The organism is Kitasatospora sp. NPDC098663 (genome assembly GCF_044760075.1).
Lineage (GTDB): Bacteria > Actinomycetota > Actinomycetes > Streptomycetales > Streptomycetaceae > Kitasatospora.
The window spans coordinates 1-23,238 of the sequence record NZ_JBIWAP010000069.1 but is presented as its reverse complement, the minus strand read 5'-3'; the positions used below and the strand labels follow the sequence as shown (position 1 = coordinate 23,238).

At 66.7% G+C, this 23,238-nt stretch carries 19 protein-coding genes; 1 reads left to right on the top strand and 18 read right to left on the bottom strand.

The features are described 5' to 3' along the window. Positions 1–597: 597 nt before the first annotated feature. The 17 genes from ACIQVZ_RS39415 to ACIQVZ_RS39335 form a co-directional block, all read right to left on the bottom strand. Complete coding sequence (locus tag ACIQVZ_RS39415; RefSeq protein ID WP_402457074.1) at positions 598–828, bottom strand: hypothetical protein; 231 nt, start codon at positions 826–828, stop codon at positions 598–600. Between the two features lie 183 nt (positions 829–1,011). Further along, positions 1,012–1,722 (bottom strand): hypothetical protein, encoded by a 711-nt coding sequence (locus ACIQVZ_RS39410; RefSeq protein WP_402457071.1) that lies wholly within the window; start codon positions 1,720–1,722, stop codon positions 1,012–1,014. Then, on the bottom strand, positions 1,719–2,597 hold the full coding sequence (locus tag ACIQVZ_RS39405; protein WP_402457069.1) for a hypothetical protein: 879 nt from the start codon (positions 2,595–2,597) through the stop codon (positions 1,719–1,721). Before ACIQVZ_RS39405 ends, ACIQVZ_RS39410 begins: the two co-directional genes overlap by 4 nt. A gap of 431 nt (positions 2,598–3,028) precedes the next feature. After that, positions 3,029–3,715 (bottom strand): hypothetical protein, encoded by a 687-nt coding sequence (locus ACIQVZ_RS39400; protein WP_402457066.1) that lies wholly within the window; start codon positions 3,713–3,715, stop codon positions 3,029–3,031. Positions 3,716–4,009: 294 nt separating this feature from the next. After that, positions 4,010–4,381 (bottom strand): HNH endonuclease, encoded by a 372-nt coding sequence (locus ACIQVZ_RS39395; protein WP_402457063.1) that lies wholly within the window; start codon positions 4,379–4,381, stop codon positions 4,010–4,012. Continuing rightward, positions 4,378–4,548, bottom strand: coding sequence for a hypothetical protein (locus ACIQVZ_RS39390; protein WP_402457060.1), 171 nt, complete (start codon positions 4,546–4,548; stop codon positions 4,378–4,380). Before ACIQVZ_RS39390 ends, ACIQVZ_RS39395 begins: the two co-directional genes overlap by 4 nt. Positions 4,549–4,644: 96 nt before the next feature. Further along, on the bottom strand, positions 4,645–5,727 hold the full coding sequence (locus tag ACIQVZ_RS39385) for an AAA family ATPase (protein ID WP_402457057.1): 1,083 nt from the start codon (positions 5,725–5,727) through the stop codon (positions 4,645–4,647). Positions 5,728–6,417: 690 nt separating this feature from the next. Next, positions 6,418–7,326 carry an AAA family ATPase gene (locus tag ACIQVZ_RS39380; protein WP_402457054.1) on the bottom strand — a complete coding sequence of 303 codons (909 nt, stop codon included), beginning with the start codon at positions 7,324–7,326 and terminating at the stop codon, positions 6,418–6,420. Continuing rightward, positions 7,326–7,730: a hypothetical protein gene (locus tag ACIQVZ_RS39375; RefSeq protein WP_402457052.1), complete on the bottom strand. Its 405-nt coding sequence runs from the start codon at positions 7,728–7,730 to the stop codon at positions 7,326–7,328. The genes ACIQVZ_RS39380 and ACIQVZ_RS39375 overlap by 1 nt, the downstream gene beginning before the upstream one ends. Further along, a complete protein-coding gene (locus tag ACIQVZ_RS39370; protein ID WP_402457049.1) occupies positions 7,727–8,413 on the bottom strand; it encodes an RNA ligase in 687 nt (228 codons plus the stop codon). Before ACIQVZ_RS39370 ends, ACIQVZ_RS39375 begins: the two co-directional genes overlap by 4 nt. 385 nt (positions 8,414–8,798) lie before the next feature. Next, entirely contained in the window at positions 8,799–11,597 is a 2,799-nt protein-coding gene (locus tag ACIQVZ_RS39365; RefSeq protein WP_402457046.1) for an AAA family ATPase, read from the bottom strand. Between the two features lie 981 nt (positions 11,598–12,578). Continuing rightward, a complete protein-coding gene (locus tag ACIQVZ_RS39360; protein WP_402457043.1) occupies positions 12,579–14,486 on the bottom strand; it encodes an AAA family ATPase in 1,908 nt (635 codons plus the stop codon). Positions 14,487–14,583: 97 nt separating this feature from the next. Then, entirely contained in the window at positions 14,584–15,204 is a 621-nt protein-coding gene (locus tag ACIQVZ_RS39355) for a hypothetical protein (protein ID WP_402457040.1), read from the bottom strand. A 516-nt stretch (positions 15,205–15,720) separates the two neighbouring features. Next, positions 15,721–17,406, bottom strand: coding sequence for a hypothetical protein (locus ACIQVZ_RS39350; RefSeq protein ID WP_402457037.1), 1,686 nt, complete (start codon positions 17,404–17,406; stop codon positions 15,721–15,723). Between the two features lie 109 nt (positions 17,407–17,515). Next, positions 17,516–18,757, bottom strand: a complete 1,242-nt coding sequence (locus ACIQVZ_RS39345; protein ID WP_402457034.1) for an AAA family ATPase — start codon at positions 18,755–18,757, stop codon at positions 17,516–17,518. A 319-nt stretch (positions 18,758–19,076) separates the two neighbouring features. After that, the gene (locus ACIQVZ_RS39340) at positions 19,077–20,123 is read right to left on the bottom strand and encodes a hypothetical protein (protein WP_402457031.1); all 1,047 of its coding nucleotides are present in this window, start codon (positions 20,121–20,123) and stop codon (positions 19,077–19,079) included. A 103-nt stretch (positions 20,124–20,226) separates the two neighbouring features. Then, positions 20,227–21,126: a hypothetical protein gene (locus tag ACIQVZ_RS39335; RefSeq protein ID WP_402457029.1), complete on the bottom strand. Its 900-nt coding sequence runs from the start codon at positions 21,124–21,126 to the stop codon at positions 20,227–20,229. A 287-nt stretch (positions 21,127–21,413) separates the two neighbouring features. On the opposite strand from ACIQVZ_RS39335, the gene ACIQVZ_RS39330 reads away from it, so the two are divergent. Further along, complete coding sequence (locus ACIQVZ_RS39330) at positions 21,414–21,884, top strand: LysM peptidoglycan-binding domain-containing protein (RefSeq protein WP_402457026.1); 471 nt, start codon at positions 21,414–21,416, stop codon at positions 21,882–21,884. Positions 21,885–22,515: 631 nt separating this feature from the next. On the opposite strand, the gene ACIQVZ_RS39325 is transcribed toward ACIQVZ_RS39330, so the two are convergent. After that, positions 22,516–23,034, bottom strand: a complete 519-nt coding sequence (locus ACIQVZ_RS39325) for a hypothetical protein (protein ID WP_402457023.1) — start codon at positions 23,032–23,034, stop codon at positions 22,516–22,518. Positions 23,035–23,238 lie beyond the last annotated feature (204 nt).

Here is a 23,238-nt window from a genome sequence, read left to right as displayed (position 1 = left end):
CCCGGACGCGTCCGGGCATGCGAAAGCGGGGCGGGAAGTGAGCGCGCTTGAGTTCTTCACCAAGAGAGTTGAGAAGGAAGCACGCCGCGGAGCCGCCCCGCAGACACAGACACTACCGACCGGCACCGGCCCCGCGCACGGGGATTTCCCCCACACCGCACCGAAGTCCCAGCAGGACAGCGAACAAGCCGCCCCGGCCGGCCACCAGGGCCCCGACCACGTGCCGGTTACCGCCCGGCCGGCTGCCCGCCACCGACGGACCGGCGGCGGGCAGCCGGTAGGCGCCGGCAACCTGCAGCAGCCCGCGGGCGGCCGGACCCGGGCCGGACCCGGCGCCGCCCAGGCCCAGCACGACCGCACCTGCAGGCAGACGATGCCGAGTGAGCGCCACAGGACCACCACTCGGTCACGGTCGTCCAGGGCCAGGAGGACGTCGTAGGCGTCACGAACGTGGGTGTTGAATAGCTCGTGCTTGACCGCGTGGTCAAGGCGCCCGTCCCTCTGGCCACGCATCAGCAGCAGGGAATCGTCAGCCCACGCCCCAGGTGCCGGCCCAGCCAGCGCCGGGTCGCAGCGCGGACGCTCTACCCCCGGTCGTCACGCTCGGGTCGGCCAGAGCAGAAGATGCTGGTGACCGGCGTCACGCAGCGCGTTCACCGCCTTGATGATCGGCGAATTGGGCAGATCGCGGACCACCAGGCTGTACTCGTGATGGCCGCGCAGCATCGTACCGTCGGACTGCACGTGCTTGGCGACCGTCCCGTCGATGTGGACAATGACAGCCCTTGGCCGGCGCGGCGTCCCCATGGCGGAAGGTGCGTTCGTCACGGGCGTTCCGCCATGTGTCTAGGCTGGTGCTCCGGTCTGCCTCCGGAGGGGGCTGGGAAGGGCTCGGGGCCGACGCCGCCGACCCCGGGGGCACGAATGAGTCCACTGCCCCGGACGACTCAGTCGGAGCGGCAGGCCAGGGTGTGATTGTCGGCATCGAACAGCTCGTCGGGCACGCCGTTTTCAGGCATCGGCGGCCTCACCTCCGCTGGCAACGGGCCCCGGCAGCGCCGGGGCGTCGAATGGCGCGGCTTCGATGGAGGGCTCGGCACCCGTCAGCCGGACGGCCTCCAGGACGTGGGCCTCGATGTCGGCACGGGCCTGGGCGACGACCTGCTCACCGGCTTCCACCAGCGAGTCGACGGCGAACTGGGTATTGCTGCCCACATGGGCGACAGCGTTCTCGAGCACGCCGAGCGCTTCCTCGGTGGCCCTCACGCCCTTCTTCGCTTGGATCGCCTCGCGCAGCGCCGCCGTGGCCTCCTTGACGCGGGCGTACATCCGGTTGGTGACCTCCCGGACCTCCCGCAGGTTCTCGGCGGTGCGGGGCTGATATGGGATCTCGGGCACGAAGGCGTCTCGCTCAGTACTCCGGATGGTGACCGGCACGCCACTGCCGAGCCCCATGGAGGACACGAGCGCGCCCCACTGCGCGAGGCTCATCTCGATCTCCACGAGCCTCCGGCCCGGATGGACCCAGTCGTGGTTGAGGTCCCGGCTGCGTACGGCCTCGCGGACGGAGAGCGAGACGGTCTCGGTGTGGAGCAGGTCGGACTGGAACAGCGAGCGGCCTCCTCCGCTTCGTCGTGTGACAACCGCGACGCCGAAGGCGGGGTGGATCTCACCGTCGTGCTCCGCGTCGATCGCTGGTTCCTGGGTCGGGCGGCGGCTCATGCCGGCACCGCCTCGAGCGTCTCAACCTGCTGGGCCTGGTGCTCGCGGTAGAGCCGCGCAGCAAGGTCGATGCAGTAGCAGGTGAAGAGGAAGTGGATGTCGTAGCCGCGCAGGTCCCACTCCCAGGTGTCCTCACCGAAGGTCTCGGAGTTCTCATGCAGCCACTCGCGTGCCTCGTGCTCGCCGTCGGCGTGAATCCGGGCCTCGGCGAGGATCTCGGCAGCACACCCGGCAGGCGACTGCTCGGAGACAGGCCCATCGGCGAGTTCGGACCAGGCGAACTCTGAGTCGAGCTTCTCGAACTGCTCGCCCGAGAGGTCGTCGGCTGCCCAGAGCTCGATGTCGCTGAGTTCCTTCTTCCAGTGCGCCCGGAGGCGCTCTTGCATTGCCGCTTCGTCCAGGCCGCGCAGTTCGTGCAGCCTGAGCAGGAGCGCGAGCTGCCGTTCATGGAGGCGCTGTGCTTCGCCGCCGAGGTCCTCGTGTTCGCCGAGATCGTCCTTGACGTGCCGCAGGAACACATGCTGGTCGTACTTCTTCACCTCGTGTGCGCGGCCGCCGCAAAGCTTCTCGGCCCAGTAGCGCACGTCGATGCTCGGCGCGCCGTCGGAGTAGTAGTCACGGCTCCTCCTGGAGATGGTAAGGAACTCGATCATGTCCAGTTCGCGGGTCAGCATGTAGCCGTCGGCGATGTCGCCGGACGTGGCCAGGTGCCCCGGCCAGGTGGTGATGTCCCAGGACCACGTTCGCGTGCCGGGCTTCTGGATCCGCAGATGGCGGTAGAGACCCTCGTCGTGGAGAACTACGAGCTGGTGCTCGGCGGTCTCGCTCAGAAAGTCCGAGTAGGTCTGGGCGTAGGGGTTGGTCGGTTTGGTCATGGCGGGTGTGCTGCGCTTTCTCTGAGGTGCGGGGGATTTTGTGAATGTGGCGGCGAGCACGGCGGCGTGACGATGCAGGGGTCTCCGTCGGACGGAGACCCCTGCATGTCGTACGGAGGGTCAGCCGACCAGCACGCTCTGCTTCTCCTGGACCTGGAGCGTCGCCTGCAGCAGTGGTCCGGCCGGGGCGGGTGGCCGCCTACTGGCTCCGGCCGAGGGAACGATGGGCCGCCCGGCCCCCGGAGCTCAGCAGCGCGTGGAGCGACATCTTGCGCAGCCGGGAACGGTGCTGCTGCTCGGCAAGGTCGTCGGTTTGCCGCCGGGCCGCGTCGGCGCGCTGGTCCTACCACTACCCCGCGGCGGCAGGGCTTCGCCAGTGGCGAGGTCCCACAACGCCCCGGCTGAGGGCAGCTCGGCGAATGCAGGGACGGCTACGCCGTGGTGTAGGGCAGGACGGCCCGCAGGAGGTCGGCGGTGTCCTCGGCGAACTCCAGGTCGTAGGCGTTGAGCGCGGTCCGGTAGAGCGTGGTCTCGGCGGCTCCGAAGCGCAGCGCGGCCGTCCACCCCTCGTGGCTGTCCGGGGTGTACGTAACCCCGGTGTCGGCGCCGGTCCGGTCGATCCCACTGATGGTGAGGGTCATAGCGTTGTTGCCCGTCAGGGTGACCGCAGTGCTGTCCGCGTGGAAGTTCACAACGGAGGCCCGGCCGTGCGCGGCCAGCGCGGTAACCAGGTGCCGACCGACGTCCCAGGAGTCGTCGTCCTGGTAGTCGTTGTGCCGCATCAATCGGACGGTGACGGCCACGGCGTCAGCCAGCCAGCCGAGGCCGTGGGAGGGCGCGGCCCGGGGCAGGAACCTGGTGCTGTCGTGCCCCCAGATTCCCAGGTCCTCGTCCATGTCGCCAACGTCGCCGACCGAGACGTAGTAGAGATCCTCCTTGTCGGAGGGCATGACGGTGCCCGACGTGCCCCACGGACCGGCGTCGGCCAGCCAGTCGTTACCCAAAAGCGGGGCGGCGGCCCGTGCGATGTCGGAGATGGAGAACTGGTACTCGGTGCCGGGCGCCGGCGCGTAGCGGCCGTGGGGCACGTCGTGCGGCAGCGGGGGCAGCGTGGTCACAGGGTGTAGCCCTTCTGTTCGGGTCCGGCGGTGCTCTCCTCCAGGGAGTAGGCCGGGCGGGACGGTCTTGTGTCGCGTCCAGCCCGGCTGGGGAGGTTGCGGCCGCTGGTACTCAGTGCTCTTCTCGGAGGGCTTGGCCTGGCGATTGCCGGACAGATCTCCCTCGTATCCACTTGCGGTTGTCGCGTTCCTGGTTCTCCGGACAGGCGTAGCGAGCGGAGGTGTCGTGCGTCTCGCCTCAACTCGGGCAGATGATTCAGGCCATGAGCTTCCTGCTGATGCGTGTCGGGGCGGTCAGTACTTCTTGCGTCGGCGCGCTAGACGCCAGCGGTAGAGGGGGCTCGGCACGCGGTTGGACTTCCGCCGGTTGTGCCGGTGGCAGAGCAATTGGCCGTTCCACAGTTCAGTCGGCCCTCCGCGGCTCCAGGGGTGTATGTGATCGGCCTCGGTCCCCTCTGCCGGGCACCGGAACCACAGGAGCGGCGTGTGCTCGCACCGGCCGTTGGCCTGGCGAATGAGTCGCTGCTTCTGGCCCCAGCTGAAGAACCTGGTGGGGTCCCGCCGGCGCCGCTTGCGGCCAACGCCGATGGCGAGGCACAGGATGCCGAGCGCAGCGACGGCCAGGCAGGCGAGCAGCACAGTCGGATCGGGTTGCATGGCGTTCATTGCGGGTCGTTGCCGAAGTCGATCAGCTCACGCCTGGTCGCACAGGACAGGTCCTCGGAGCCGACGACCGTGGCGAGACGGGTCTTGCCGAGGCGAAAGCTGGCTGTCCGGAGCTCACGGTGCTCTGCGCCGAGGTCGCACTCTGAGGCGATGCGGTGCTTGGGCATGGTCGAAAGCTGCTTTCTACACAGGAGCGCGTGAGCAGGACAGCGAACCGCCGAGGAGGCCGGAGTGGCTCCTCGGCGGTTCGGTTGGGGGCGTCCTCAGAAGTCGATGGAGTACTTCGGGCGACGGCGCAGGGTCACCGCGGCGGCACGCAGGTCCTTCTCGTCGTCGGACGACCTGTCGTCCTCGTCACGGAGGTCGGTGAGCGAGTAGGTGCCATCCGGGAGCAGGTAGCCGTCCTCGGACGGGACGGCGTCGCGCATGCGGAACTGCAGTCCGGTGCCGGTGTCCCAGTCGTTGATGGTCTGCAGACTGTCGCTGTTGAACAGATCGACATGACCGCCGAAGACGTCGGTGCCGCCCTTCTTCCAGGTGATGTGCGCCTCGATCCGGGAGCCGGCGCTCTCGCTGCGCTTGATGTTCAGGTCACCGATCACCTCAGCGAACGGCTCGCCCAGGCGCAGCTCGAAGGCGATCGCGCGCAGGTGGTCGAAGTTGATGTCGTACTTCCTTGAGAAGTCGACGATCTCGGCCACCTGGGTCTCGGTCACTCCGGGCACCTGATCGCGCAGGTAGGTGGCGACCGTGTCGGGCTCGGGGTAGGCGAAGCGCATGTGGTAATGGAAGCGGCCGGGGCGGTTGAGCATGTAGTCGTTGACACGGTGCAGCTCGTTGACCGACAGGACGTAGAGGCGCTTCGTCGTGCTCAGCCCGTCGAACAGGCTCAGGAACTGGTTCTGCGACTCGTCGTCCTCGTTCGAGAAGATCTTTTCGAACTCGTCGAAGACGACGACGACTTCGCCCAGGTCGTCGAGGAAGGCGGCCAGTCCCGGCGTGTTGTGCTGCACGAGCACGGTGGGCAGGTGGTGCTTCTCGCGCATCCGCTCGGCCAGGAGGCGGAGCATGAGGCTCTTGCCCATGCCCTTGTCGCCGGAGAGGATAACGCCGAGCGAGCGGTCCATGGCGGCGTAGCCGGTGACGATCCGCTGTACGCGGGAGGCGTGGTTGCCGTAGACGGTCTCTTCGGCGGATGCCAGCGGATCCGTCTGGCGCAGGCTGTAGCCGGCCATCGGGGAGAAGGAGATCGTGTAGGTGGCCACGGGCAGATCGGCGAAGGTCTGCACGGAGTCCCCGTAGAGGCGGAACTCCCCGCCTGAGGAGACGATCGTGGATGCGGGCATGGAGATTTCTCGCTTTCGCAGGGTATGCGGGTGGCGACGCCGCAGAGGCGCTCAGTGGATCGGAAGCACTGTCCGGGCGGTAGCCGCCCTCGTCCGCGTTGCGCACGGACTTGGTGAGGGTGACGGTGGCCGGCATCAGTAGTGTTGGGACAGGCGCGGTCAGGCGCTGCTTGTCGGCGAGCACGATCTCGGGGATGTGGCCGGGCGAGGTAAAGAAGTGCTTTGCTCGGCGCGCTCGATGAGGCTGGTTGCAAGGGCCATGCGGTCGGGGAAGTGCTCGGCGACCGTCTGGTCGGGTCCGTGCTCGGTGATGACCGGGTAGAGCGCCTTGGGAGCCGCGCTCTTCTTCGCGGTGGCATCACATAGAGCTGGATGACCCACTCGCGGCAGAGCTTGGCGGGGAGGGCGTGGGGCGTGGGGCCTGGAGCGTTGTCTGGGGCCGGGCGGCAGCCCGTGGCGCCGGCCCCGGCGGCAAGGCCCTCCACGGTGAGCGCGGGGCTGTTCTCAGGCGGTCATGCGCAGCCAGCGGTCCAGGAGCAGGTGCCCACCCGGCCTGCCGGGACGGGAGGCGAGTCGGTGCACGGCATGGGAATCCGTACGGAACCCGTCCCGTCCTGGCAGAACCGGGGGGTAGATCGCATCCCTTCGCGAGGCCATCGCCTCTGGGCACCGTCAGACGGCGTCGCTGCGTCAGAAGTCGCCGTCGGCGACCTGGAGGACGGTGAGTCCGATGGCCCGCCACGCCTGGACGACCTGGGTGCGGTCATCGAGTACGCACGTGACGTTGTAGGTGTCGCGAACGTGGGCGTCGAAGATCTCGACCTTCACGATCGAGTCCTTGCGGGAGTCGCCGGTGGGCCGCATGAAGGGACCGTCGTACGGAACGCCGACGTGCTCGTTCAGCCATGCCTCGGTGGCGTTCTGGCAACTGTCGGTACGGCCAGAGAGGAACACGATGCGGTGGCCTGCCGCGTGCAGGGCCCGCACGACGCCGATCACTGGAGCGTTGGGGAGGTCCTGGTGAACCAGGGTCTCGTCGAAGGGGCTGCGACCGTCCATCAGGGCGACGGTCCCGTCGATGTCCACCAGGACGGCCTGGGGGCTGTCGGGCTTCGGCTCGTACTGCAGCGCCACCGGAGCGGCGGCGCGGCTTTCCTCCGGCAGGGGGAGCGGCGACGGCTTCCCCGCCAGGAAGCGCTGGTGCAGGCCGCGGATGGTGTCCTCGCCGACGGACGCCTCACGCGTCGCGTCGCGCTCCAGGCACGTCTCCAGCGGCACGTGGGTGAAGTCGTGCACCTGAAGCTCGGCGCCGGCGCGGTCCGCGAGACGGGCCAGGTCGCGGGCGACGCGCTGCGGCAGGTTGGTGTCGTCGCAGACCACGTCGTACCCCTGGCGCAGCAGCTTGGCGATGGTCGCGTCCCGGACTGCCATCACGCGCTTCTCAGTGACGCCCTTGATGCGCTCGCTGGAGTCGAGCATGGCGCGCAGGTCGTCCCGGTTGACGCGCACCCGGACCGCGCGGTTCTCGGCGGCCCAGCTGCGCGCCCAGGTGGTCTTGCCGCTTGCGGGTATACCGCGGGTGAAGTGCAGTGTGGGCATCAGGAGTTCTTGCCCTCGCGGGTGTTGGTGGGTCGGATGTCGGGCTTGGGCCGCAGGGTGTGGAAGATTCGGGCCGACGGGTCGCGGCCGTCCAGGAGCATGAACAGCCAGGCACGCATCGGCGAGGAGCCGACGAGTACGGCGTACTCCTTGCGCGTCCATCCCTCCGGCAAAGCGCCCAAGATGCGCTGGTCCTCGGCGCGGGCCTCGGTGAGGATCGCGTCGCGCTGCCGCATCAGGTCCGCAGCGACGTCCTTGACCCAGTCGTGGAACTCGTCGGGAAGGCCGTCGCAGATCTCGACCACGGTGTCACCTGCGCCAAGCCGCTCCCAGACCGCGCGGGCGTTGAGCCCGGTGATGATCCGGTGCAGTGCCACGTAGTCGTCCTGCTTGATCTTGATCATGGTGTTGTCGTGGCCGGGGAAGCGCAGCACGAAGCCCTCGGCGCCGGGGTGCGGCGGCGCGGCCAGCGCGTCGGCGAGCGTGTTGAAGGCGAAGGTGTTGACACGGGGACCGTCCCACGGCAGCTCGTCAGCGAGCAGCGGGGTGCCGGTGGCGATGTCGACGCCGCCGAGCAGTACCAGGTCGTCCAGGGCTCCGTAGTCACAGACGATCCGGTTCTCCGGAAGATGATCTCGAAGAGGTAGGTGACGCCGGACTTGACCGACGCGGTGTCGGCGTAGCGCTCCTGCCAGACCTTCGTGGCGTGCAGCGCCTGGTCGGAGGCGAACGAGCCCCGAGTCGCGATGGCGTGGCCTCCGTCGGGCAGCGGGTAGAGGATGCCGAGAGAGCCGTCGAGCTTGTCGGTCACCACGACCGTGTCGTCCAGGCCGAAGGTGCACTCAGGGTGCTCGGAGTAGTTGAAGAACTTCGCGTACGGCCGGGCGAGGATCCGTCCCTGGGGGTCGATGACCAGCCCGCGGCACTGCAGGGTGACCTCGTTCCACTCCCGCTCGAACACGGCCTTCTCCGCGTAGTTGAAGATGCGCAGCGGCAGGGTGGGGTGGGTCTGCTCGCGGACGTAGCCGGCGTCGAGGCTGCGTGCGAGAAGAGTGGGGTCGAGCAGGTCATCTATATGGGAATGCATTGCCTCTCCTGAGCTGGGCGGAATGGCCGATCATGCACGTGCGTCGGCGCTTGGCGCCCGCAGGTTCTTCGGGGCTGATACACCACCATCTGTCGGGCACTGGGCCTTCCGACCGTCGTGTCGGACAGCTGTCGCAGGGAGCGCAGCTGTTGCTCTGGTGACTCGTAGCGGTCGTGGAGGATGATCCGGTCCTGGTGGCAGTTGGTCAGGTCGTAGGTGGCAGCCGGCCGGGGGCGAGCTCGTCGGCGTTGCCCCGTGTGCCAAACGCGGGCGTGGCGCGCCTCTTCGGGCTGCGTCATTCAGGGGTGCGAAGAGCGGAATACCGCAGAGGCGGGTGTCTCCTTCGTCGAGAACACCCTCCTCTGCGAATGGGGGCGGCGGTTGGTCAGACGGCCGCGGTGACCGCGGAGCGGTCGTCGGCGCTGCCGGGCGCAGCGCTGTCGTCTTCGTCCAGGAGATCCGGATCGATGCCGAGGGCGCGAGCGGCGTTCCTCTTGTCGCGCTCGGTCAGAGCCGTCACGATCTGCTCGTAGCTGCTCTGGATCGGCGGGTTCCTCACGGTGCCGTAGCCGAGTACGTACTCGCTCCGCATGGCACGGGTGAAGGCGACGTAGAACATCCGCCTGGTGTCTTGATTCATCTGCGTGTCCTCCTTATAGAGGACGACGGTGTTGTCGAATTCGAGGCCCTTGGCACCGTGGATCGTCGAAACGATCAGGTCGGCCTTGGACTCGAGGTTCTTGCGCTTGCGCTCCTGGTTCTTCTGTTTGTTGATGTTCAGCTTCTGCTGGTTCCGCTGGATCTCGAAAGAGAGGAGGTTGTCGCGCAGCCGGTCGAAGAACGCCTCGTGCGTGAGCGTGCCCTGGTGGTAGAGCGTGACCCAGCCGTTGATAGCCGTGCTGTTCTCGATCCACCACTCGGAGATCGTACGCAGGATCGCCTTCTCAACGTTGGCGTTGGCGGCGTTCTTCGTCAGCTTGTCCATATTGTCCTTGATCCCCTGGGAGACCACGAACGCGGCGTTGGTCGGCGGTGCCTGCAGGACGTCGTTCCAGAAGAACTTGATGTACTTGGAGAAGATGTCCGTGGCGTAGACGCGGTCGCTGACCAGAGAGGCGACACGGCGGCCCGGGTAGCGCTTTTCGAGCACATCCTGGATCAGGGACACTTCGCGGCGCGAGAAGGCCAGGAACGCGACCTGCTCGCCCCGGTCCAGGCACTTGTCCACGTAGCCGGGGATGACCGTGTTGCGCACGATCGCCGGCAGGTCCTGGGTGACGAACCCGGTCAGCCTGGCCACCTCGCGGTACTCCAGAATGACCTTCTCCTGGAACGAGTCCGCCGTAGGCATGGCCAGTGAGTTCGCTTGCAGTTGGATGTTGGCGATCTGGTTGGTCTCCAGACCGCCGAGCACGACGTTCGCGAAGTCCAGGATCTCCTGGTTGCTCCGGTAGTTGGTCGTGAGCTTGAAGGTCGCGAAGACTCCTGAGCCCTCCAGCGTGTTGAGCGCGCGCGGGTTCGCTGAGCGGAACTCGTACAGCGTCTGCGAGGCATCGCCGACGATGAACAGGGACTGAGCGTGCTTGGTGATGTACTTCAGTACGTAGATGAACTCGAACACGCTGTTGTCCTGCACCTCGTCGATGATGAGGTACTTCGACTGCACGTGGGCCGGCTCGGCCATGTCGTCGATCTTCTGGTAGCAGATGATGATCTGCAGTTCCAGCGACGTCTGTTCGATGCGGTCCAGAAGGGATATCACCTCGTCGAAGTGGCTCTCGACGAAGGTGTTCAGGGCCGTGAAGGCACCGGTCCTGTTCTGGTCGAGCTCCAGCAGGCGGTGGCGGAACGTCGCCGCGAACTGGCTGTTCGGGTAGAAGATGTCGATCGAGTTGATGATGGTGTCGATGGCCGAGACCTTGTGCCGCGGGTGGTTCATCGAGTAGATGTCGATGATCATCCTGGCGATCGTCATCGAGCCGACGTCCGGGTTCTTCTCCGTGATGTTGTCGGCCGCGGCGTTGGTGAACGACAGCACTGTGATGTCCGAGGCGGGGACCCCGCAGGCTTCGAGGTATTTGATGCGTTCGAGGATCACGGTCGACTTGCCGGTTCCGGCTCCCGCCTGCGTCATCACCAGCGGCTCGTGCGTGGTGAGCGTGTCGAGCTGCTGCTTGGACAGGTAGGCCGGCAGTACCGGAGGCGTGGCCGGCGGCGCGGGTACGACGAGTTGGGCCTTCATCTGCTCCAGGTGGTCGAGCGTGTGGTTCATCAGCAGGCTGAGGTTCTGCTTCGACAGCTGCGTGGCGACCCGGTCGGAGAAGGTCGCGTCGATCTGCTTGTGGATCTGGCGGTATGCCTCGAGTGGGACGTTGTAGTTCTCCAGGTAGCGCAGCTGGATGGCGAGCATGTTCAGCTGCTGTTCCGTCGGGCTCGCGGGCATGTCCTGAATGTAGCGGCAGACCTCGTCGGCGATCGTCTCGGAGTCCCAGATCTGGGCCAGGCGCGTGATGCGCTCGTAGATCGAGTACTGACGCATCCACTCGTCGAACTCATCGTCGAGGTTGGAGGCGGTCAGGCCGGCGGATGCGAGCACGTCCTGGACATAGTCACGGGCATTGTCCAGCGGGCTGGTGTCCCACTGGACGAAGACGGAGGCGTTGTGGTTGCCGTAGCCGGCCGTGCGTGCGACTGCAGTGGCGCGCTCGGGCTCGGGGAGCCCCTTTTTGAAGAAGTACAGCTCCATCCGGTACTGGATGACGAGGTCGCGCGTGGACGTGCCGCCGGACTTGTCCTCGTAGAACACGAGCGCCTGCGGGGTCATGTCGAAGGCGACGTTCCAGTCGTCAAATCGGTTGGACGAGGTGTCGACAGTGAAGCGGTCGTCGGCGTGTGGGCTCGGCAGGGTGAAGGACCCGCCTGCGTTCAGAGCGCGGCGCGTGATCGGTGCCAGCGGGATCGATGTCGTGGTGATGTCGTGCTGCGTCGAGCTCTGCTTGACCTCGATGTCGGCGGCCTTGGCGTAGGCGGTGTTGGTAGCAGTGTTGATCGGCAGCAGGGACTCGTTGAGCAGGCCGAGCTTCTTGCCGTTGCCGGTGAGCTTCGAGGAGAAGAACTTCGGGTCGACGGCTTTCTGGGCAACGGCATTGGCCGAGAGATCGAGGTCGTCAAGCAGGACAGGCATGTCGTTGCCTTTCTTCGGTGGTTCGAGAGACCGTTTGAGAGAGAGTTTGAATCGCTCCGTGCAGCAGTTCCGATAAAAAGCAAACAGTCAGTCCAGTACTCAAAGGCGAACGGATGCACCGCGACAGGACTGGATCCCAGGGCCAGGTACGAACACGGGCGGGGCTCTCCTCAGCCGGCGAGCCCCGCTCGTTCTCCCCTCAACCCACCCGTCAGGGGCCGTCAGGCCTCTGAATCCGGGGGTACGCGGCAGAGCCGCGCCCCGGACGCCGCGCGTCACCCAGGCGCGCGGTCGTTCATCAGCAGCTCATCGCACTTCGATGGCGAGTCACAGCGCCGGCGGCCGAGACCGTCGACGGCATCGAGGCCCAAGGGACTGACAAGGAAGGCGCACCTGGCAAGGGGGTGCCCGATCATCCGGAGGACCAGTCGGCTAAGCGCTCAAGGTGCGACCAGTGAACGACCCACAGCTCCTTGATACCGTCAGAATTCGGCTCGACCTGTTCGACCCACGCACCGCAGTCGGTGGCAGTGGCGATGCCGTCGTCGGTGACTCCACGACGACCGACGACCGTGAACATCTCCGCGGGTACGGGTGTCCTGCACGGTCACACGCTCTCGCACTCGTTCCACTTCATGATCACACCTCCTCGTGCGCGTCGGTGCTGACAGGGACGTGGCCCTCGCGCACGATGCGCGCGTACTCCGCATACGTCTCGCCATCACATGACCAGCCGTTGACCACGGTGTGACCGGACACCCGTACCTGCGCTGGGGACTCAGCCAGGGAGTATCCCCCTCCCGGGTTCTGCCAGTACTCCACTCGTTGCCCCTTCGGGGACGTCGCGTTGAGGGTCTGTATCCAGACCATAACCGACAGGTACCTGCCTTTCTGAGCTGTGAAGGCGTGGGGGTGAGGACGCTGAGGGCTCCTGCGCTTGAGCATCCTGAAGGGGAGCGCTCGGGCGATCCGGGCAGCCGTTCAGTCGTCCGACGGGGATATCGAGGATGTGCCACCGGTCTGGGTAGCGAGGAGGTAGTCCTCGATCCAGGTACGAACAGCCTTGCGCGCCGGCCGCGCCCCCTGGGAGTCCACGTAGGTGGCCTCTTCGATGGCGCGCAGCTCGTCGTCGGGCATCGCCACGGGCAGCGCCTGGGCCAGCCGCGGCTTGGCCTCGGCGATCCGCTCGCGCTGCCGCTCGTAGTCGGTGGCCATGATCAGCCGGTAGGTCTGCCGGTCGATGGGGTTGAACCCCACGATCAGTGAGAACCGGCCCAGCAGCTCGGCGTCGAAGAACTGCGCCAGCGCCTTGTTGAGGCTCTGGTTCGAGACGGTCTTCGGGTTGTTGCCGAAGCCGACCATCTTGCCGTCGAGCGATTCACGGGCGGCGTTGGTCGTGCAGATGACCAGGGCCTTGGAGAAGTCCAGTATCTTGCCGCGGGCGTTGCGGATGTAGCCCTCGTCGAATGCCGCGAGGAACAGGCGCTGCACGGCTTTGTCGGCCTTCTCGAACTCGTCGAGCAGGATCACCCGGTGGGGGTTGGACTCCAGCGTGTCGAACGGGAGCTCCTGGTTGGAGTCCGATCCGACGTAGCCGGGAGGTGACCCGATGATCTTCGACGTCGACCACTCGGTGTGGAATTCGGTCATGTTGAGGATGATCGGCTCGCTGCCGGTCATCTCCTCGGCGATGATCTTGACCGCCTCGGTTTTGCCCACACCCGAGGCCCCGGCGAACAGCCACGTCGTGGGTGTCCTTGTCGGGAACAGGTCGAGTTCTTGGCGGGCCAGACGGTCCGTGAGCTTGGCGAGCACGTCGTCCTGGCCCTGTAGGCGGGTGGTGAGCGTGGCGCCCAGCGCGGCCACGTCGAGATCCTTGCGCTGGGCGTTTCCGGTCATCAGCCGCTTGGCCACATCGAGCACCCGGGTGTTCGTCAGCGGCACCTGCGTCATGGATCGCAAGGTCTGCGCGAGTGCCGTGTCGCCGGCGGCCTCGGCCTGGACGATGAGTCTCTTCTGCTCCAGGACCCGATCGGCCATCGCCCGGTCGAGCAGCGTGATGGCGCTGTCCGGCCGGTGCTGGCCGGCCCGGGAGTTCGTTTCGGCGATCTGTACCACCGAGGCCAGGACGTCGTCGGAGACCCCGATCTGGTGACGGTAGTGCGCCACCAGGCCGGGACGGACCGTGTTCATCACGGCCAGGGTCTGCTCCACGCTCAGTTCGTCGACGATGAGCCGGGTGAAGCGACGGGCGAAGGCCGGGTCTTCGTCGAAGGCCCGGGACTCGGTGCTGGTGGTCGCACCGATGACGGACATGTCGCCGCGGGCCAGGGCCGGCTTGAGGATCTGCGAGATCTTGCGGCCGACGGCGTCGCCGTGGCTGCCGGACCCTCCGGTGATCTGGTGGATCTCGTCCATGAACAGGATGGCCTTGTTCTTGGGGTCCGAGGCGAACTCGACGATCGCCTTGACCTTCTCCTCCAGCGAGCCGACGATGCCGGTCCCGGCGATGATGTTGGTGATGGGCAGCTCGTAGATCGTGTAGTCCTTGAGCTGGTCGGGAATGAGGGTGTCGCCGAGCGCGATGCGCCGTGCGATGTCCTCGACGATCTTCGTCTTGCCGACGCCGGCGGAGCCGACCAGCAGGGTGTTGGGCTTGGTCTTGCTGATAATGACCGAGAGGACCTGCCCGATGAGCGTGTCACGGAACATGGTCGGATCGGCGTTCTTGAACTTCTCGTTGTAGTCGACGAGGAGCTCCTTGACGTCATCGGCACTGCCGCCGCTGGACGGCAGTGCCGATGACGGGACCTGCGGAGGGAAGCTGCCGCCACCGCCGTTGCCCTTGTCGTCGTCGGAGCCGCCGGGTGTGAAGTTGCTGAGACCCACCGGGTCCTCCTTCGGTGCGGGTCGCTCGGCGTGGTGGCGCGCTCGGTGGATGCGCCACGGTGTCCCGAGCAGGGATATGGATGGGTGAGAGGGAAAGTCAGGTGTCGTCAGAAGCAGCACTGCCGCGGACAGTTTCCGAGGAGCGGCATGGCCGGCTGACCTCGATATCGCCTGGCACCGTGGTGGGCCCAGGTCTGGTGAGCCTGTCGGCAACCTCTTCGAAAGCGGCGATCGCCTTGCGAAGATCAGCGACGATCTCCGCGGCGATGTCGGCGGGGCTTCCGGCTTCCTCCGTATCCCGAACGGGGATGTCACGCGTCGGCCAGACCGTGGGCCGCGCACCGCCCGGACGCGTGGCAGGAATGACGACAAGGACGGTGTCGACGGTCGTCCCGGACTGGGCGAACGCCCGGGCCGGAAGTGCTTCGACGAGACCACCTCGCTGCTCCACGAGCTTTCGGAAGGCTGTCGTGCTGTCGGTCTGTTCAGTGACGGTCCGCGACATGACCGACACCAGGAGCCCGTTCGGTTTCAGGAACCGTAGGGCGTGGACAACGTGGGCCATGTCGGCGCCACGGGTGAACGGCGGGTTCATCAGCACCCGGTCGAAGCGGGGTTCGACCGGGACCGTGAGGAAGTCGACGACCAGCACCCGTCGTGCCACATGTTGATCGCACAGGGCAGCGGCGTACTCGCGGTCCCGTTCGACGCAGTCCACGATCGCGCCGCGGCTGCTGCAGCTGTGGCTATGGCGCCGGAGCCGGCGGACGGCTCCAGCACGGTCATGCCGGGTTCAAGGGCGGCCAGGGCGATGAGCCGGTCGACAACGGGTGCGGGTGTGGGGAAGTACTGAGCGAGGGTCCGTTTCTCCCCCGGAGTCACGACTTCACCGGTGGCGAGCGCTGGAGCGAGCGCCTCGGCGGCATGGACGGGGAAGAGGTGTGCAACCTCGGACTTCGTCCACCGGCCGCCGACCGCTTCGAGGACCTCGTTGACACGCCGGTACAGGGTGGGCGGCAAGCGGGGGCCGACGAGCGTCAGGCGATGGCCATCAGCCTCGGTACGGCCTGACAGGACTGCGAGCACATCCGCGGGGATCCGCATCGGAGGTTCCTCCACAGTGCGGCTGCTCGCCGTGACGGGCGAGAGGGATATTCAGGATCGACAAGAGCGGCGCCGGTCAGCGGAGTTGCCCACACAGCACCGCTCTTGGTGGTTCTGGGGAGGCGCGGGGTCAGACGACCATGCCGAGGAGCCTCTGCCGGATGGTCGGGTCGATGTGCTGCATCGAGTCGGCGTAGCGCTTGGCCAGGTCCACCATGGTCGGCCAGTCCATGGCGGAGCACGGCGCGTAGTACAGGTTCTTCGGGTGGTCCTGGCGCTGGCGCGGCGGCGACCACTCGAAGTCGGTGATCATGAGGGAGAGCCTGCGCTGGCGCACCCGGCTGGCGTTGATGTACTGCCAGATCTGCATGTACTCGGTTCCGCCCGACACCTTCGGGATCCTGCGGAACTCCTTCCAGATCTGAGCCGTCGACTTGTTCTCCGTGCGCAGCATCACCTCCTGGGACAGGAAGTGGCTGAACGAGTTGAAGTACAGGTTGATGTTGAGCTTCTTGGCCATCCGGATGAGCATCATGACCGCCTCCTGGTAGTTCTCCTCGGAGATCGAGCCGGAGGTGTCGATGTAGACGTGCAGGTCGGGCATGTACTGCACCGAGGTGATCCGGCCGGGCTTGTTGAAGTCGTCCGGGTTCCGGCGGTTGGCCTTGAGGAAGGTCGCCTTCGTCGTACGGAAGATGTTCTGCGACTTGTTGACCTTGCCCATCCGGCGCAGCACACGGGTGATGTCCCTGAGCAGGTCCAACTTGCTCGGCGGCTGCTTGCGGAACGCCACCTGGGCGCTACGGCCGCCGGGTTGTCCCGGATGCTGTTTGGCTCCCAGAGCGGCGGCCCGGGCGGCGGCCCGTGGCAGCGACGTGAGTTTGGACAACGACGTGTTCGAGACGACCTTCACCGGCGAGGCCAGCGACTGGTTGATGAGGTTCCACTCCCCCGCGATCTTCGCCGCGGTCGCCCGGGCATGGGCCTCGACGTTGACGAGGACAAGGGAGCGCGGGCAGAACAGCTCCCCGACCGTGAACGGCAGGACGCCGGTGTCCAGGGTGGTGTTCTGATGGCTGGCCCGCGCCCGTTGCCGCTCTACGTAGTTCATGAGCATGTGCACGAGCACGCGGGCGAAGGAGTGCTCGTCGTTGGCGTCAGAGTCGTCCTTGCGCACCAGCAGCGACTCGGTGAGCCCCTTCAGGGACAGGGACGTGAAGTCGTTGAGCAGCTTGGTGGTGGCCGGTGGCAGCGCGCTGGCCATCGTCTGAGTCTGCTGGGACAGCCAGGTCTTGAAGCCGTCGAACGTCGCGGAGGACTGGAACCAGAACCCGAGGGTGTCGGGGTGGAAGGTGTAGGCGACCGAGGCGAAGAAGGCGCTCTCTTCGCCGGTCCCCGCCAGCAGGGCCTTAGCGGCCGGCAGGACATCGGCCTGCGCGGTGTAGAGCACCCGCGGGGAAGGCGCGGGCATCTTGTTCTGCTGCCCGGCCTGGACGGCGAAGAGCTCGGCGACCGGCAGCGGTGTGCCCTGGTCAAAGTTGATCAGGGTCTGCCCGAGCACCTCCTTGACCGTCTGCTCGCTGGTCACGTTCAGCGTGTCGCCGAGGCAGCTCAGGATCAGATCCGGGATGTCCCCCGTCAGATCAGTACCCCGGGCGTCGGTGATGTTCGCCGGGGCGTTGGGGTTCAACGGCTTCAGCAGCGGGTCGACGAGAGTCTGTCGGATCGCCGGCATCGGGTCGTAGTCACCGGTGCACGAGATCGTGTGCAGTGCGTCGAGTACGGCCGGCTTCTGGTTCGTTACGGTGATCGTCATGGGTCGTGGTCTCCTTCTGAGGACAAGGCGGCGCCCTGGCGCCGCCGGTGGTGGGAGGTGCAGCAAGGACGGCAGGCCGCAGGGGCCCCCACCACCGGTGAGCGAGCGATCAGAGGAAGGCCGAGAGGACCGGCTTGGCCTGGTTGACGATCGGAGCGTCGATCTCCATGAATGCCTCCAGGTTCTGGCGGTCGATCTGCTGGCTGGTCACCATCTCGATGAGCGTGCGGGTGTGCTCCGGCTCGATCTGGGTGATGGCCTGGGCCAGCTGCTCGATGAGGCGCGCGTTGTCCTCGCGCTCCTTGAGCGCGTACAGCAGCGATCCGGACTTCTCTTTGTCGGTCAGCGTCGAGACGAGCGCGGCCTGAGCGGTCACGGTCGCCGCAGCCTTCAGGCTCTGGTAGCAGTTCGGCTTCGGGACGTTCACCCGGTTCTGCTGCACGCCCCCGGCGTTGCTCGCCAGGTCCTGGGCGATGGTGGCCACGAGCTGCGTGGTGAACATGGTGTCCCCGACGTAGGCCTCGATGGCCTCGTTCAGCAGCGAGGTCTCGCGGTCGCCGATCTGGACCGGGGTCGCCAGGTACCGTGCCAGTTCCTGCGGGTCAGCCACGTTGAGCCAATTCGACAGGTTGTCGATGGTGCGCGGCGTGGTGAGCTGGTTCATCTCCTCGCCGCCGTCGAACAGCTCGGCCATGGTGACGTTGCCGTTGTCGTCGTCGTCCTGGCCGTCGGCAACGATGGCCGCGGGCGTCGACTTCTGGAAGATGAGCGCGGGGTACTGGGTGAGTACGGCCTTCACCCAGGGGTTGATGTTGCCGCCGAGGACGGACATGAGGGTGCCGGCGTCGGGTTCGACGTGGAAGATCGCGAAGCGGGACAGGCTCGCCTCGTCGAGCGAGGTGACGTTGCCCTTGTCGTTGCCAGCCACGACGATGCGGACGTTCTTGGGCAGCCCGACATCCCCCATGCGGCGCAGCGTGACCAAGGTCAGCGCGCCGGAGGTGACGTCGGAGGTCGTGCGGTTGATCTCGTCGAGGAAGAGGACCGGCCATTCACGCGGGTGCCCCTCGGCGTAGTCGATGCACTCCTGGATCACCTGGTGCGGGTAGAAGACCTGCTTGTAGCTCTCCGTGCCGTCGTCCTTGGTGTACGGCACCAGGCGCGCACCGGTGAGGTCGGCCTTGTCGGCGAGCTGGTTGCACGGCAGCGTGAATGCCTGCGTGCCCATGGAGTAGGCCAGGGCCTCCACGAAGCTGGACTTGCCGATGCCGGGCTCGCCCATGAGGGCGGGCGTCGCGCCGACCTCAAGGGCCTGCTTGATGAGGGTCGTCAGAGTGTCGTTGAACTTCATGTCGTTGTCTTTTCTGTGCGTGGGAGAGGACGAGACGACGGAGGACGGCGCTGCTGCCCTCGGCGACGCCGAGGCCGCGTAGGCCGTGAACGGTCCTGTGGCGCGTGCCGAGCCGTCGGAACCCGGCTGAGACCTGCACTCCCGCCACGGGTCGTGATGGAGCCCCGCTGCACATCGCCACCCGATCGCGCTCCGCGCGATCCAGCACAGGTCCCACCTGTCATCGGCCCCGCCGCAGCAACCGTCCCCCGCTCCACCCGCTGCCAGAAGCAGCAGACGAACCAGGAACAGAAGCAGCAGCAGGAAGAGGCACCAAGCGTCAGTTGGCTGACGAGGAGCGGGCCTCTCGGTCGGCCACGAGCGCAGCCGCCCGGTCGAGGAGGAAGGGCCGGCCGTTGCGTCGCTCGCTGTGCTTGGGGCGCGCGGGGATGACGTCGAGCGCCGCCTTGTAGAGCAACCACGCGGTTTCGCCCGCCGAATACTCGACTCCGAGGGCGCTGTAGGCGCGCAGTTGCGTCCGCATCCAGCCGTAGAGCGACGCGAGAACCGAGAACTCCCAGCGGGACATGTCCTGGTTGAAGTCGCCAGGGTCCCGGAGCTGGTGGCGTGCACTGGCCACGGCCTGCTCAACGATGGCCTGCGAGTACGGGATGTCGGGCATGTCCTCGGCGGTGTCTACAACTGATGCGGAAGCACCGGAGCTCTCGCTGGCGTTCACGGCCAGCTGCGCGTAGAGGTCTTCGATGGAGGTGAAGGCCGGCGCGGTAGTTGCTGCGCTGGCACGGGCAACGATGCGATCGGGCACCGGCTGGCGGGTGAAGGTCGACCAGTGGTCCAGGAGCAGCTCGTACCATCCGTGTTCCTCGCGCAGGACGCGCTTGCCGGCGGCTACAGGGAAGTCGTGGAAGTTCTTCGGCAGCGGCATGACGAGATGGAAACCCCGGCCGGACATCGACAGCTCCGAGTAGAGGCTGCCCGGCAGCCGCAGCAGGTCTGCGGCCACACCTGACGGGCAGCCGGCCTCGATATCGAGGACGAGCAGCCCGTCAGTCTGGGCTTGGAGGTAGAAGGCGGTGTTCGCGGCGTTCGGAATCGCCGCGGTCAGTTCGTCGAGGGTCAGCAGGCAGGTCTCGTCCAGGGCGAAGGCTCCGCGTAGTGGGCCGGCGTGCTGGCAGCTGGACGTGCAGCCGTCCAGCAGGTGCCGTACGTCGATCGGCACCTTGCGCTTCGGCGGCTTGGAGGGATCGCCGGGGGTCTCCTCCCCGATCTGTCCGGAGATGGTCCACCGACAGGCACTGGCGAGCGTGCGGATCGCGGGGTTGCCGTAGAACTGCGGAAACCAGGCATGAGGGTCGGCTGGAGTCATCGTGGGACGCGCACTCTCGATCGGGTCAGGAGGGAAGGAGAATGACAGGACCCCCGTACCCGCATCAGCGCAGCACGGCGGTCCTGTCGATGGTCAACGGGGATCAGCCCTGGTAAGTGATCCCCGCCTGCTGTGCCGGGCCGGAGCCGTCCCAGGGTCCGGTGGCCACAGGCGAACCCACGGCCGAACCGGCGTCCTTGAGGGCGGCGTTCTCGGACTCGAGACGCGCGAGCTTCTGCTCCAGGCTCTCCTGCTGCTCCAGGACGGCGACAGGAGCAGGAGCAGGAGCAACGGTCGCCGGGGCGCTCTGAACCGGAGCCTGCGCGGCCACGGCCACAGGCGCGGACGTCGGCTGCGGGGCGGGGAAGGACAGGCCGTCCTCGACCTCGGTCGCCACCGGGACCGCGGCGACAGGGGCAACAGCGACCTGAACGGGGCGCGGTGTCCCGTTGAGCACGATGCCACGTGCAGCCAGCTCGGCCTGGTCGATGCCGCCGGCGCTGTAGTAGCGCGGCTCCTCGTGAACGATCACCTGTTCGAGGGCCAGGCCCCGGTTGGCGAAGTTCTTCGGCTTGTAGGTGCGCAGCACGAGCGTGACGTCGAGGCCCTGCGCGAGCTCCTGGCCGGACTCGTCCAGGTCGTAGGTGCCGTCACCCTTCGGAGAAGGGATCGCTATGACCGGCAGGGTGCTGCCCTTGGAGTCGATGGAGTAGTTCGGCCCGGTTTCGGGCCGCTTCGGGGAGGCAAAGCGGCGCTCGGAGACGAACTGCTCTTCGAGGGTGGGGTTGTTCGGATCGGCGAACTGGACCTCGGCATGAGTGATCGTCGCGGTGATGTGCGGCCTGCCGACGGGGCTCATACCGTTCTTCGTCCTGCGCTCGTCGGTGGCGACGAGCTCGGCACCCTCAATGAGGCGGGCGAGCACGGCGAAGCCGAGCTTCCCGCGGATGAAGACGGTCTTGCCCTCGGCGATCTGGCCGGCAGAGATGGCGTAGTTGGCCATGGTGGTGTGGTTCCTTCGTTCGGTCTGACGGGCTGGCGGTCTGACGGTCGGCGGTTCAGGGGGGCCATCGGGGCCTATTGGGTGCTATTCGGACTGCCATTCAACCCCTTATCATATCAACTTCGATTGGACTACGAGTAGGATGGCGGTGTCGGACATGAATGACTGTTTGCGCTATTCGAAGGGGAGTTGAGACAGGGATGACAGCTACGGTTCAGAGGCCGGTGGGGACGGCGTTGAAGCCGTCGGCGCAGAAGAGAGCAGTTGCCAGGAGTCCCGTCGGCCCGATGGGCTTCGGTAACGGACCCGTCATCGCCGCCAGCGTCATGGTGGGCGGAGCGGCGCTCTTCGCCGGATGGGGCCTGACACAGCTCGCGACGTCCGACGGCGGCTTCATCCAGGCGCTACAGGGCAATCACGCCCCGGTCGAGGCGCCGGGGAATCCCGGCGAGAAGAACGACGGGAGCGGCAGTGCCCAGCGGCCGAGCGAGGACGGCACGGGGAAGCATGACGAGAGAGGTGCACGTCAGGATCCGGCACCCGGTCGCGGCGACGAGGGCGAGCCCAACGGATCGGGCGCACCGGCCGCGGAGAAGCCCGCGTCGAAGGCGAAGCCGTACACCATCGAGCCAGGCGATACGCTGACCGCGATCTCGGGGGCGACGGGGGTGCCAATCGGCATTCTGGTCGAGTCGAACAAGATCCAGAATCCGGATCTCATCTACGCGGGGGCTTCACTGCTCATCCCGCAGGTGTGACGACGCGGCGGGACGGAACTGCCGCGGGCCGAGCCTGATTCGATGCCCTGACCGCCACGAGGCAGTCAGGGCATCGTCGTCTTCTCAGGTAGAGGACTCTGCTCCCCTGCGGGCCTGCCGGTTCAGCAGTCGCGTGCGCAGATGCACCAGCGCTCGACTTCCTCGTTCATGGACCGGACGCCATCCGGAACGGGAGCATAGTGCCGCCCACCGGGGGACGAGGGCTGCGATCCCAAACCCGGCCTGATCCCAACGCCGGACCGTGCGGCAGGGACTCCCCCCAGGGGCCTGCCAGGGCATGGTTTCTCCGGGGTAGCGCCAGCGCGGCTGCTGTGAACTGGACCGTGAGGTCGTCGGCTCCGGCATGCTCATGGTCGCCGCTCCTGGAAGTCGACGGTGTCGAGACGAACGGCGTGGCCCCGCTGGGCTCGCCGCGAGGAGTCACCCGGGACCGGCGTGAGCCGGTCCTTGGTATGCCTCCCCGCAGAGCACTCGGCCCGGGTTCGACACCAGGATCAGCCGCACCGACCTCCCGGTTGCGGAAGTACGGCACTGCAACAGCGTCAGAGATCAGGCGACCCCGCCGGCAGCCTGGCCGACGGGGTCGCCTGAGGTACGAGGTCGTGGGCTCTCACGCCGCATCAGCGTCACCGGACTCACCCCGACCAAACAGGAATCCGCGGACCTCGCCGTTCCTCATCATGTCCTGCAGATGCGCCAGGAACACCGCGCGCTGCGTGGCCCGGCGATCGGCCAGAGGCTCGTACTCGCGCAGTACCTTCAGGTTGACCACCCAGCCGTTCTCACGAGAGATGGCCTGGTCAAGCTGAGAGTCCGGTACGACGTCCATGCCGGTGAAGTCGTGGTCGAACTCGGACGCGATGTCGAGGTGTTGATTCGGCTCGTCGATGTAGAGGGTGTCCACGCCGACCTGCTGGCCGGCCTTGTCGAACGCCACGAGGAACACGCGGTCTGCCCTGGTGGTGTTGTCGACGTGGACCGCTGCAACGTTTGTGTCACCGATGAAGCTCGTCTGCTTGAACCGCTCGTACACGCGCGTACGAGCCTCATGGCACCACATGATGCGCCGGGCTTCGTTGAAGCCTTTGAACTCGTCAGAGCTGGACGCTTCTGGATGGGGGTGGATCATCGGTGCGCTCCTTCATATGCGAGATCCGGGAGGTCTGCGGTGCCAGGGGGCGTAATTGGCTACGACACACACCTCGAAGCAGCGGGCCTCGTTCCTGCCGCGCACCACGCGCCGGGAGAGGAGATGCTCTACCCCGACGGAAGACCCGTTACGGGTCTGGTAGCCCGTGACCGACCTGAACGACGCCGACGAGCGCCGGCGGAT

Bases quoted from the DNA above. Each gene is read 5' to 3' on its own strand.
- ACIQVZ_RS39350 (WP_402457037.1), bottom strand. From the start codon at position 17,406: ATGACGATCACCGTAACGAACCAGAAGCCGGCCGTACTCGACGCACTG.
- ACIQVZ_RS39385 (WP_402457057.1), bottom strand. From the start codon at position 5,727: ATGCCCGCATCCACGATCGTCTCCTCAGGCGGGGAGTTCCGCCTCTAC.
- ACIQVZ_RS39380 (WP_402457054.1), bottom strand. From the start codon at position 7,326: ATGCCCACACTGCACTTCACCCGCGGTATACCCGCAAGCGGCAAGACC.
- ACIQVZ_RS39410 (WP_402457071.1), bottom strand. From the start codon at position 1,722: ATGAGCCGCCGCCCGACCCAGGAACCAGCGATCGACGCGGAGCACGAC.
- ACIQVZ_RS39335 (WP_402457029.1), bottom strand. From the start codon at position 21,126: ATGGCCAACTACGCCATCTCTGCCGGCCAGATCGCCGAGGGCAAGACC.
- ACIQVZ_RS39375 (WP_402457052.1), bottom strand. From the start codon at position 7,730: ATGATCAAGATCAAGCAGGACGACTACGTGGCACTGCACCGGATCATC.
- ACIQVZ_RS39330 (WP_402457026.1), top strand. From the start codon at position 21,414: ATGGGCTTCGGTAACGGACCCGTCATCGCCGCCAGCGTCATGGTGGGC.
- ACIQVZ_RS39390 (WP_402457060.1), bottom strand. From the start codon at position 4,548: ATGCCCAAGCACCGCATCGCCTCAGAGTGCGACCTCGGCGCAGAGCAC.
- ACIQVZ_RS39395 (WP_402457063.1), bottom strand. From the start codon at position 4,381: ATGAACGCCATGCAACCCGATCCGACTGTGCTGCTCGCCTGCCTGGCC.
- ACIQVZ_RS39340 (WP_402457031.1), bottom strand. From the start codon at position 20,123: ATGACTCCAGCCGACCCTCATGCCTGGTTTCCGCAGTTCTACGGCAAC.
- ACIQVZ_RS39325 (WP_402457023.1), bottom strand. From the start codon at position 23,034: ATGATCCACCCCCATCCAGAAGCGTCCAGCTCTGACGAGTTCAAAGGC.
- ACIQVZ_RS39370 (WP_402457049.1), bottom strand. From the start codon at position 8,413: ATGCATTCCCATATAGATGACCTGCTCGACCCCACTCTTCTCGCACGC.
- ACIQVZ_RS39405 (WP_402457069.1), bottom strand. From the start codon at position 2,597: ATGACCAAACCGACCAACCCCTACGCCCAGACCTACTCGGACTTTCTG.
- ACIQVZ_RS39345 (WP_402457034.1), bottom strand. From the start codon at position 18,757: ATGAAGTTCAACGACACTCTGACGACCCTCATCAAGCAGGCCCTTGAG.
- ACIQVZ_RS39365 (WP_402457046.1), bottom strand. From the start codon at position 11,597: ATGCCTGTCCTGCTTGACGACCTCGATCTCTCGGCCAATGCCGTTGCC.